The 11,545-nt window shown below is 67.7% G+C and carries 5 protein-coding genes; 3 read left to right on the top strand and 2 right to left on the bottom strand.

Annotated elements, in window-relative coordinates:
- The first annotated feature begins 226 nt into the window (after positions 1-226).
- The 3 genes from ACQPYS_RS18135 to ACQPYS_RS18125 are packed head-to-tail and all read left to right on the top strand — an operon-like array spanning position 227 to position 9,362.
- The gene (locus ACQPYS_RS18135) at positions 227-1,138 is read left to right on the top strand and encodes a prenyltransferase/squalene oxidase repeat-containing protein (protein WP_169811873.1); all 912 of its coding nucleotides are present in this window, start codon (positions 227-229) and stop codon (positions 1,136-1,138) included.
- On the top strand, positions 1,135-8,520 hold the full coding sequence (locus ACQPYS_RS18130; RefSeq protein ID WP_433490279.1) for an SDR family NAD(P)-dependent oxidoreductase: 7,386 nt from the start codon (positions 1,135-1,137) through the stop codon (positions 8,518-8,520). The genes ACQPYS_RS18135 and ACQPYS_RS18130 overlap by 4 nt, the downstream gene beginning before the upstream one ends.
- 5 nt (positions 8,521-8,525) lie before the next feature.
- Positions 8,526-9,362: an alpha/beta fold hydrolase gene (locus ACQPYS_RS18125; RefSeq protein ID WP_431937606.1), complete on the top strand. Its 837-nt coding sequence runs from the start codon at positions 8,526-8,528 to the stop codon at positions 9,360-9,362.
- An 11-nt stretch (positions 9,363-9,373) separates the two neighbouring features.
- On the opposite strand, the gene ACQPYS_RS18120 is transcribed toward ACQPYS_RS18125, so the two are convergent.
- On the bottom strand, positions 9,374-10,234 hold the full coding sequence (locus tag ACQPYS_RS18120; RefSeq protein WP_063035143.1) for a MaoC/PaaZ C-terminal domain-containing protein: 861 nt from the start codon (positions 10,232-10,234) through the stop codon (positions 9,374-9,376).
- A 100-nt stretch (positions 10,235-10,334) separates the two neighbouring features.
- Positions 10,335-11,276, bottom strand: coding sequence for a GlxA family transcriptional regulator (locus ACQPYS_RS18115; protein ID WP_433490278.1), 942 nt, complete (start codon positions 11,274-11,276; stop codon positions 10,335-10,337).
- Positions 11,277-11,545: the final 269 nt, after the last annotated feature.

Genomic DNA, 11,545 nt, shown 5'->3' with positions numbered 1-11,545 from the left:
GTTCCACGGAATAGTTGCGTTGTGTTAGCTTCGCCGGTGTCGGCGCGCCATTCGCCGTCGGAACTTTCCTGCGGTACGCGGAGTGAAATATGAGCGATCGAAATACTTCTGGCTGCTGTAATTACTCGGAAGAAAGCCCGTTTTAGTCGGCATGCTTTCCGATCATTTCGAGAAACGTTCACTATCGGTCGATCGAGTGGTGACCGAGGCGTGCGAGTACTTCCAAATGGTTCAGCAGCCGGACGGTTCGATTGCCGAGGACCCGTCGATAGTGGTGTTCCAGGAGTGGGACTCCGTCAACGCGCTGAAGGCTATGGCACTGTGGCAGGAGGTGTTACCTGCCGTCCTACAAGCAGTGATCGATCGGATACTCGCCTTTCTGGCCACGCGTGAGAAGCCGACCGGCATGCTCAGCTGGGGCGCGACCGAGATCGGGCCCGCCGAGTACTGTACGGAGACCAGCTGCGAGTACATCTCATCGCTGGCGCTTCTGGGATACGGTGAAAAAGCCCGGCAGAAGGCCGAATTCCTGCGAAGCAGGCAGCGGCCGGACGGGCCGTGGGCGGAAGTGCACAGCCATATCCCCAGAGCATTTCAGTTGGAGTCCTCGGTAACCGGGTTTGCCCTGTGCGCGCTGGACGAGGCCGGGGTGGACCCGGACCATCTCGACGAAGCCCTCTACTTTCTCGCCGATAAGCAGGAAAACAAGGGCCATTTCGGAATCAACTGGTACTACTACTGTACGCACTACTATCTCATGCGCCCCGCGGTTGCCGCGCTCGTACAATTCGGCGACTACGCGGCCGCTGCTCGGGCACGTGATTTCGTACTCGAACAGCAGCGACCCGACGGCAGCTGGTTCTCCGAGGTTCCCGGATTCCGCGGGGAGCCGTCGGCACCGGAATTGCAGACCGCGCTCGCGTTGATGACTCTGGCCCAGACCGGGTTCGGGATCGATGAGCTCCCGGTGCGGCGCGCGGTGGACTGGCTGCTGGACCGGCGGCGTGACGACGGATCCTGGTTCGGCGGCCGCTACCCGTACCCGGAAACCGAGAGCTACAGCTCGTTCCGGGCGACCCAGGACGTTTACACCACAGCACAGGTGCTCGCCGCCTTCAAATATCTGGAGCAGCAATGAACTACAGCGACAGCGAGCCGGTGGCCATCGTGGGCATCGGTTGCCGGCTCCCCGGCGGCGTCTCCGGACCAGGGGACCTGTGGGAGCTGCTCGAGCAAGGCGTCGACGCGATCACGCCCACCCCCGGCAACCGTTGGGACGTCGACCGCTTCTATTCACCGAAACCGCAGCAGCCCGGGCGGATCAGTGCACGGCAGGGCGGTTACCTCGATGAGGTCGACACCTTCGACGCCGCCTTCTTCGGGATCTCGGGACGGATCGCCGAGCAGATGGACCCGCAGCAGCGGCAGCTACTGGAGGTGGCCTGGGAGACCTTCGAGGACGCGGGTATCGTGCCCGGCTCCTGTGCGGGTACGCGGACCGGTGTGTTCATCGGCGCGTGCAGCCAGGACTACGGCGCGCTCCAATCCGCGCCCGGTGAAGTGGAGGGGCTCGGCCCGCATTCGGCCACCGGCACCTTCATGAGCATCGTCTCCAATCGCCTGTCCTACACGTTCGATCTGCGCGGGCCCAGTATGACCATCGATACGGCGTGCTCGTCCTCGCTGGTCGCGGTGCATCTGGCGGTGGAGAGCCTGCGCCGCGGGGAAAGCGAACTGGCGCTGGCCGGCGGTGTGAACCTGATGCTGACACCGCAGTTCGGTATTGCGCTCAGCCAGGCCGCCATGCTGTCGCCGGACGGCCGGTCCCGGGCCTTCGACGCGTCGGCGAACGGCTATGTGCGCGGTGAGGGGGTGGGTCTGGTCCTGCTGAAACCGCTGAGCGCCGCCCGCGCGGCCGGTGATCGTGTCTACGCGCTGATCCACGGCAGCGCCGTCAACCAGGACGGCCGCACCCAGGGCATCACAGTGCCCAGCGGCGAATCACAGGAGGCCAACTTCCGTGCCGCACTGGCAGCTGCTCGGGTCGCACCCGCGGAGATCGGCTATGTCGAGGCGCACGGGACCGGTACGCCGGTGGGTGACCCGATCGAGGCGAACGCGCTCGGCCGGGTGCTGAGTGCCGGCCGCGAGCCGGGCCGCAGCGCGCTGCTCGGGTCGATCAAAACGAATATCGGCCACCTGGAGGCCGCCGCGGGTATCGCCGGCTTGATCAAGGCCGCCTTGTGTGTGCGGTACCGGCGGGTGCCGCCCAGCCTCCACTACCGTGCGGGCAATCCGGATATCGAGTTCGAGACCTTGCCGATCGCGGTGGCCGCGACCGGACAGCAGTGGCCCGCGGGACATCCGGTGGCCTACGCCAGCGTCAACTCTTTCGGCTTCGGCGGTACCAACGCCAACGTCGTATTGGGCGAGGCGACCGAGGCCTCCGGACCGGCTCCCGAGCCCTACGGACCCGAGGCCGGCCGGGTACCGGCCGTGCTCACTTTCAGCGCGCGCAGCGCGGCGGCGCTCGACGAGTTGGGCGTGCGGCACGCACAGGCACTCGACAACGCCGATGACCTGGTCTCCTACAGTGCCGCTACGGCGCTGCGCCGCGGCCATCTCGAATTCCGCGGGGCCGTGGTCGCCGGGGATGCGGCGGCGGCCGCCGCCAAACTGCGGGCGGGCGAGGTGGTCACCGGACAGGCGCGCCGCGGCGGCAATGGGAAGGTCGCGTTCGTCTTCAACGGACAGGGACCGCAGTGGTACGCCATGGGTCGCACACTGCTGGAGACCGCGCCGGTGTACCGGGACAAGATTCTCGAATGCGATCGGACGGCCCGCCGGTACATCGACTGGTCCATCCACGAAGCGCTCACCGCCGACGAGGAATCGTCGCGTATCGGGGAGACCCGCTATCTACAGCCGACGATGTTCGCCGTACAGGTGGCGCTGGTCGAGCTCTGGCGTTCCTGGGGTGTCGAACCGGACGCGGTGATCGGGCACAGTATGGGTGAGATCGCCGCCGCGCATGTCTCGGGAGCCCTGAGCCTGTCCGAGGCGCTGAAGGTGATCTGTCACCGGGCGCGGATCCAGGACGGCGCAGACCCCACCGGCGGCATGATGTTCGTCGCGGTCCCCGAGTCGCAGGCCGAGGAACTGGCCGCACGCTACCCCGATGATGTGTGGGTTTCCGCGCTGAACAGCCCGAAGGCGAGCACGCTGTCCGGGCGGCGCCCGGTGCTCGAGGCGTTGGCCACCGAGTTGGCCGACCGCGGTGTATTCGCACGGCTGCTGCGGGTCAACTGCGCCTGTCACAGCCGGGATATGGATCCGCTGCGCGCGGAACTACTCGACGCGCTGGGCGAGATCGCGCATTCCGAGACCGAGATCCCGCTGTACTCGACGCTCACCGGCGCCCGCATCGCAGGCTCGGAACTCGGCACCGAATACTGGTGGCGCAACTTCCGGCAGCCGGTGTTGTTCGAATCGGCGATCCGCGCGATGCTGGCGGACGGCTACGAGACCTTCGTCGAGTTGAGCCCGCATCCGGTACTGGCCAACTCGGTCACCGAGATCTCCGCCGAGGCCACCATCGTGCCGTCGCTCATGCGGAAGAAGGACGACTGGGCGGTATTCCTGGATACTTTCGCCCGGCTCTACACCGGCGGATATGCGGTGGACTGGCAGCGGCGTCATCCGGCCGGCGTTCCGGTGCTGGACGTGCCGAAGAATCCGTGGATCAGGCAGTCGTTCTGGAACGAGAGCGAGGTCTCGCAGCGTTACCGGGCCGGCGGGCAGCGCCATCCCATGCTCAAACCGGTGGACGGCGCCCGGCCCACCTGGGAGATCAGCTGGGACGACTATCGGCTGTCCTGGGTTCGAGAGCACGATGTGTTCGGTTCGGTGATCGTGCCCGGCGCCGCCTACATCGAAGCGGCCCTGGCCGCCGCGGCCGAGGCGACGGGGCAGTCGTGCGCGCTGGAGTTCGTGGAGTTCGAGCGGGCGTGTGTGCTGTCCGACGAACCGCAGATCAGTCGGCTCGAACTGGACCTGGAGGACGGGACCTTCGAATTCCATCAGCGCTCGGTGCGCGGCGACACCTGGTTGCGCAATGCGCGCGGGCGCTTCCACGTCCTGGACTCCGGCACCGGGAACACGCAGGTCTTCGACCTGGCCGCGATCCGCGAACGGTGCACGGCCACCGCGAAAGCCGTCGATGTGTACGGCCGTTTCGCTCAGAGCGGGTATGCCTACGGGCCCGCCTTCTGCGGTATCGATCGGATAGATATCGGACCGGGCGAGGCACTCGCCCGTATTCAGGTCCCGCGGGTACTGCGCCGGCGCGATGACGGCTATCTATTGCATCCGGCGGTACTCGACGCCTGCTTCCAAAGCGCCATCCTGCATCCGGTGCCGCAGTATCCGGGCCGACTGTTGCCGATCAGCTATCTGCCCACCGGCATCGAGCGAGTCCGGGTGTACGACCGGGTCGAGCTGCCGGTGTGGTGCTACACCCGGCCGCGCAAGAACGACGACACCTTGCTCGTCGATATCTACCTGCTCGACGATTCGGGCGCGGTGGTCGCCGAGTACACCTCGCTGTCCGGTAAGGCGGTGCGTACCCGTCCCGACGGCGAGGCCGCCGGCCTCGACGAGCACTTCTACTCTCTCGAATGGCGATCTACCGGACCGGTGGCGCCGCCCGACCACAGCGCATTCACCGCAGACCCCACGGCCCTCGCCGGCGAGCTCGTCCCGCTGGCCGACCTGCTGTCGCGGCAGCTCGGCAGTTCCGCCTATGCCACCGGTTACCAGCGCGATATTGCCCGGTTGTGCGCGACCTATGTGGCCCGCTGCCTGGACGAGTTCGGGCCCGCGGAGGAGTTCGCGGTGGCCGAGCTCCCGGGTCTTCTCCCGAAATACCGTCGCGCCCTGCAAGGTTTGCTGCGATTGCTCGTCGACCACGGAGCGCTGCGCGAGCGCGGCGAGCAGTACCAGTTCACCGCGGCGGTCGCCGACGACGCGGAGGCGCAGTGGGCCGCACTGTTCGCCGAACACCCCTCCTGCGCGTGGGAGTTGCTGCTGCTCCGCCGGACCGGGCCACGCCTGTACGACGTGCTGACCGGTGCTGCCGATCCGGTCGAGTTGCTGTTCGCCGACGGGTCCCTGGTGGATCTCGAGGCGATCTATCAGAATTCGCCGATCGCCCGGTTCTACAACGTGCTGGGCCGGGAAGTGCTGCGCCGGCTGGCCGATTCCGCCGACCCGCGGCGCACCCTGCGCATATTGGAAGTCGGCGGCGGCACCGGTGGGCTCACCGCGAGCCTGCTGCCCGTGCTGCCCGCCGACCGCTCCGAATACGTCTTCACCGATATCTCCCCGGCGTTTCTCGCCTCGGCCCGGGAACGTTTCGCCGGTCACGACTTCGTGGACTACCGGGTGCTGGATATCGAACACGATCCGGCCGCCCAGGGCATCGATCCGGCGACATTCGACCTGGTGGTGGCCTCCGATGTGGTGCACGCGACCGCTGACGCCAAGAAAACGCTGCTCTACCTGCAAGACATGCTCGCCCCGGGCGGAATGCTCATGTTATTGGAGGCAACTCCGGGCAACCCGTGGCTGGATCTCACCTTCGGCCTCACCGAGGGCTGGTGGTCCTTCCGGGACCAGCAGTTGCGTCCGCAGACACCGCTACTGGCCGCGGCGGACTGGGAAGAACTACTGCGGTCGCTGGATTTCGACGAGGTGGTGGTACTGGGAGATCCGGCGCATACCGGCGCCGGATCACAGTCGGTGATCGTGGCCCGCACGGTCGCCGAACAATTGAAGCCGGCCCCCGCGGCCCTCCCGCAGCCCGTGGGCCCGTGGCTCGTCCTCGCCGACGGCGATCCACTGGCCGAAAAGCTGGCCGGTGATCTGGAGCGGCACGGCGGCCGCGCGGTCGTGGTGCGCGGACCGGACGATATCGATCTCGACGATATGGCGCCCGCCGCGATCATCGATCTCCGCGGTGGCGGCGGCGGTTCCTTCGAGGGAAACCTCACCGCGACGACGCTGGCCGTGCTCGAACTTCTGCGCCGGGTCTGCCACGACGACGACCGCGCGCCATGGCCGCGAGTGGTCGAGGTGACCCGGGGAGCGCACGCTTTCCGGTGTACGCATACCGATCGCGCCGGTGCGGCGGTATGGGGTCTGGCAGCGGTGGTCGCGGTGGAACTGCCGCGGTTGCGATTCACCGCGCTGGATCTGGATGCCGAACCCGCATCCGGAGATCTCGACGCGCTCCGGGCAGAGCTGCTGGCCGACGGGCTCGAGCGCGAAGTCCTGGTCCGCGGCGGTGAACGGTTCGTCCGACGGCTCGAAACCTTCACGCCCCGCGCGGAGCTCATCTCGGGAGCTGCCGTGCCGGCGGAGCGCGGTTTCCTGCTGACCTCGGGAGCGCCCGGTGCACTGGACTCGCTGGCCTATCACCAGCGCGACCGTATCGCGCCTGCGGCCGGAGAGGTCGAGATCCAGGTCGTCTCGGCCGGCCTGAACTTCCTGGATGTGATGATCGCGCTCGGCCAGATCCCGCCGCTCGAATCGGCCACCGAGCCACGTTTCGGCGCCGAATGCGCGGGGGTGATCACCCGGGTCGGCAGTGGAGTGGACGGATTGCGCGTGGGTGAGGCGGTGGTGGCGGTCAGCCCGGCCCAGGGCAGTCTCGGTAGTCATCTCACCGTCTCCGCGGCGCATGTGGTTCCGAAGCCGGAGACGCTCGGCTTCGACGCCGCCGGATCGGTGCCCATCGTCTTTCTCACCGCGTGGTACGCCCTGCACGAACTCGCCCGGATCGGCGCGGGGGAGCGGGTCCTGATCCATGCCGGCACCGGCGGCACCGGTCTGGCCGCGGTGCAGATCGCCCGCGCGGCCGGCGCCGAGGTGTTCGCTACCGCCGGCAGCCCGGCCAAACGCGACCTGCTGCGTACGCTCGGCGTCCGCGAGGTGTTCGATTCGCGCGCACTGGATTTTGCTGATGGGATCCGAGCAGCGACCGGTGGCACCGGTGTCGACGTGGTGCTGAACTCGCTGGCCGGGGAAGGAGCCACGCGCAGTCTGGCCTGCCTGGCTCCCTACGGACGCTTCGTCGAACTGGGCAAACGGGATCTGTTGCAGGACCGCAGGATGGGGTTGCGTCCTTTTCTGCGCAATCTCACCTATTTCGCTTTCGATCTGCGGCAGTTGCTGGTGGACCGGCCGGCGGCGACGAATACGGTGTTCCGGACGCTGATGCGGCGTTTCGACTCCGGTGAGCTGCGGCCGCTGCCGTACCGGGTCTTCCACCCGGCGCAGACCGAGGCGGCGTTCCGTCATCTCGCTGCCGCGCGCCACGTGGGCAAGGTGGTGCTGGCGATGAGCGAACGGGATGTCGCGGTGGTGCCGCCGCCGCGGACACCCTCGTTCGACGGGACCTGGCTGATCACCGGCGGTCTCGGTGGTTTCGGGCTGGCCATGGCGGAGGCGCTGGTGGCCTCCGGGGTGCGGAGCCTCGTCCTCCTCGGCCGCTCCGGGATCGGTGGTGCGGAACAGGCGGCGCGAGTCGAGTCCCTGCGCGACCGGGGCATACAGGTGACGGTCGAAGCCGCGGACGTTTCCGTCCGCGCCGAGCTGGCCGCGGTACTGAACCGGATCGAGGACCGGCTGCCGCCGCTGCGCGGAGTGCTGCACTGCGCGATGGTGCTGGACGACGCGCTCTTGGCCGATCTGGACGCCGAGCGAGTGCGCAGGGTGCTGGCGGCAAAAGCGTTCGGGGCGCAGTACCTCGACGAACTGACCGCCGGTCTGCCACTGGAAGCTTTCGTACTGTTCTCCTCGGCGACGTCGATGGTGGGCAACCGCGGGCAGGGCAACTACGCGGTGGCCAATGCATTCCTCGATCAGCTGGCCCATACGCGACGGGCACGCGGGCAGGTGGCGCTGTCGGTGAACTGGGGTGCGATCTCGGATGCCGGATATGTGGCCCGGCACGACGATATCGGCCGGTTCGTCGAAGCGACCGGGATGCGCGGGTTCAGTGCCGCCGCTGCCTATCGAGCGCTGACGACACTGTGGTCCGGTACCGCGCCGCAGGTCGGCGTCCTGCCGATGGATTGGGCGCAGTTCTTCGGCCATCACGGCATCACTGCGCAGAGCCATCCTCGTTACGAGCGGCTGGCGGTCCGGGCCGCGAGTGCCACCGCCGCTGCCGTGGGTGGTTCGCTGCGGCAGCAGCTGGACGCGTGCGGTGCGGGTGATCGCGCCGAATTGCTCGGTGGCGCGCTGAAGGTTCGCCTGGCCGCCGTGCTCGGCATCCCACTCGACACGCTGGACGAGAACATGCCGCTCATGGACTATCTGGATTCGCTGCTGGCGGTGGAGATCAGCGCCTGGCTGGAACGGGAGCTGGCAACCAAGGTCACGATCATGGAATTGATGAAGGGACCGAGTGTGCTGCAGCTGTCGGATCTGGTGCTGGAACGGCTGGACCGCCGGTGACCGCGATGGACGAGGTATCCTTCTCGCTGCCGAAGGCCGGAATCACGGTGCGCGGCCGGCGCAGTCGGGGCGGTAGCGGACTGCCCGTGTTATGCCTGCACGGCATCCTGGACAACTGCGCCGGATTCGATCCACTGGCCGAACAACTCGCCGGTGCCGACCTGATCGCGGTCGACCTTCCCGGTCATGGTCTGTCCGACCCGATACCGTCGATCACCTGTGGCTATCTCGATTACGCGGCCTGTGTACTCGAACTGGCCCACACCGCGGGCTGGGACCGATTCCGATTGATCGGGCATTCCCTCGGCGGCGCGGTGTCCTCCCTCATCGCCGGAATTCATCCCGACAAGGTCGATCGACTCGTGCTGATCGACGCCATCGGGCCACTGTCCGCTGCCCCGGAACAGGCGGTGTCCGGCATCGCCCGATACCTCGACACCTATCTCCGCGGGGATCGGCATCCGGTGTACCGCAGCCGCATGCACGCCGTGAAAACGCGGGTTCAACTCGCCGATATCCTTCTCGATACGGCGGAATTGCTGGTGGCGCGGGATCTGATCGAGGTACCGGAGGGATTCTCCTGGCGCCACGATGTGCGGCTCAATCGCGGTATCACCCCGACTCTCGCCGAGGAACAGGTCCTCGCCTTCCTGGGCGAGATCACCGCACCGACGCTACTGGTGGCGGCCGAGCGCACAGCGCTGGTGGAGCCCTACTATCCGGCCCGGATCGGTATCGTCCCGAAACTGCGTCAGGTCACGCTCCCGGGAGGACACCATCTGCACATCGAGAACGCCCACGCTGTGGCCGGGGAGATCGCCGCGTTCATGGCCTCCGGGTGAGAACCAGTTCCTCAGTCGGTGCGCAGGTCCCCCACCAGGACGGATTTGTCCCCGCGTTCGGGCACGGTGGTGTGATAGTGGTGTACACGGTTGCCGGTCCAGACCCGCGTGCGGAGTGATTCGCCGGGGAACACGATGCCGGTGAATCGTCCGGTATAGGTGTGCAGGCGGGCGATCTCCGCATCGAGAACGGTGTCGACCAGCGCCGCGCACACCATCGCATAGGTACACACCCCCTGCAAGATCGGACCGTCCAGACCGGCCGCGCGGGCGAATTCCGCGTCGGTGTGCACATTGCCGCGCATCGAGTTGTTCTTCCCGCTGCGCTGATACCACACCGCCTGCTGGTCGTCGGTACGGACGACGATCTCCACGTCTGCTGCCCGATCCGGAGCGGGTGGGGCCGGTGAACTTCCGCCGGTGCCCCTGCCCGTGCCGGTGCCCTCGCCGCGCGCGTGAATGCGTGAGACACCGGACACCAGCGGTACCCCGTCGGCGCCGATCAGTTCGGTGCGCTGCACCAGGACAGCGGCGGAGCCGCGATCCGCTATCTCGAGCACCCGGCTGTGGCACCACGCGACGCCGGACTCCGGTATCCGGGCGTGTACCCGGAGCTCCTGTTCCTGCTGCAACAGGGTGGCCAGACGCAATCGGATACCGGGGAAACGGATCTCCGGTGGCTGCTGGTGATAGAAGTCCGGGGAGGCGATACCGAAGGCGCCGGGCGCGGTCATGGCAAAAGTGGGCAGTACCCCTGATTGCCGATCATGCTGGCCGATAGCGTGCCGATAGCGCCGCGCATCGGCCTCGTCCCATCGGAACTCCTGACCCGGGATCACCAGTCCGGTCGCGGTCGGTACATCTATGGGCATCGGTGGCGGCCCTGCTGTTCAATGCTGAGCTTTTCGGCCACGGTGGAAATCTACCCGGACGGGCCCGGGCACATTCCCACTGGCGGGTGGGCGCCGCCGGTCACAAGCCGGTGAATGTCTTCCGGTACGCCGAAGGCGACATCCCCAGGCCACGCCGCATATGGTGGCGGAGGTTGTCCGGTGAACCCAGCCCGGATTGCTCCGCGACCTCGTCCACCGGAATATCCGCCGACTCCAGCAGTTCCCGCGCCAGATCGATCCGGCGGTCGCGGAGCCAGGCCCCCGGGGACAGCCCGGTCTCGGCCCGGAATCGGCGACTGAAGGTACGCGGGCTCATCTGCGCGTGCGTGGCGAGGACCGCTACGCTGAGCGGCTCGGCCAGCCGGGTCAGTGCCCACGCCCGGGTCGCGGCGGTGCTGAGATCGTCGGGTCCGGGTATCCGATGTTCGATGAACTGGGCCTGCCCGCCCTCGCGCCAGGGCGGTACGACGCAGTATCGGGCGGACCGGTTTGCCACGGTGGCGCCGTGGTCGCGGCGGATGATGTGCAGACACAGATCGATTCCGGCGGCCAGGCCCGCCGAACTGAGTACTTCGCCCTCGTCCACGAACAGTACGGTCTCGTCGAGTTCGACCGCCGGGAACAGCCGGCGGAAATCGTCGGCGTAGCGCCAGTGGGTGGTGGCGCGGCGACCGTCGAAGGCTCCCGCGGCGGCGAGTACGAACGCGCCCGTGCAGATCGACACCATCCGGGCATCGGCGGGCACGGTGTCCAGTGCCGCGGCGAGGGCGGTGCCGAGTTCGCCGCCGGAGCGGGCGGCGCGGTACTTGGTGCCCGGCACGATCACCGTATCCGCGGTGGCGAGCACTTCCGGTCCGGTCGCGGCGACCATTGAATATCCCGCGGTGGCGGGTACGGGCCCGGTGTCGAGGGAGCATGTCACGACCCGGTACAGCGGGTTCCCGTCGTCGTCGGTGGCCTCGCCGAACACCAGCGACGGGATGGTCGCGTCGAAACCGACCACCGGATCGAGCAACAGCATCGCGCCGGCGGCGGCGGAACCAGCGGCCGGGCGGGCTTGCCCGGTGCGCCGGCGGATCCGGCCGGTCGGTCCGCCGGGTTGGCTGCACCGTTCGCCGACTGTTACCGCGATGAGTCGTGACCGGAGTTTGTGCGCCGTGCCCGGGGGAACGTGGTCGATGACGCGGGCCGGCCGTGCCCGCACCGACGCCGGGAGAGGCCATGGACTACCGCGCTCTTGCCTTCGCCGCACTCGTCACCTCTTGCGCTCTCGGCCCTCCTGTCGCGCGG

The sequence above is a fragment of the Nocardia grenadensis genome (assembly GCF_050942415.1).
In the GTDB taxonomy this organism is placed as follows: Bacteria; Actinomycetota; Actinomycetes; order Mycobacteriales; family Mycobacteriaceae; genus Nocardia; species Nocardia grenadensis.
The sequence above is the reverse complement of the archived record's forward strand: the minus strand, read 5'-3'. Positions and strand labels throughout refer to the sequence as shown.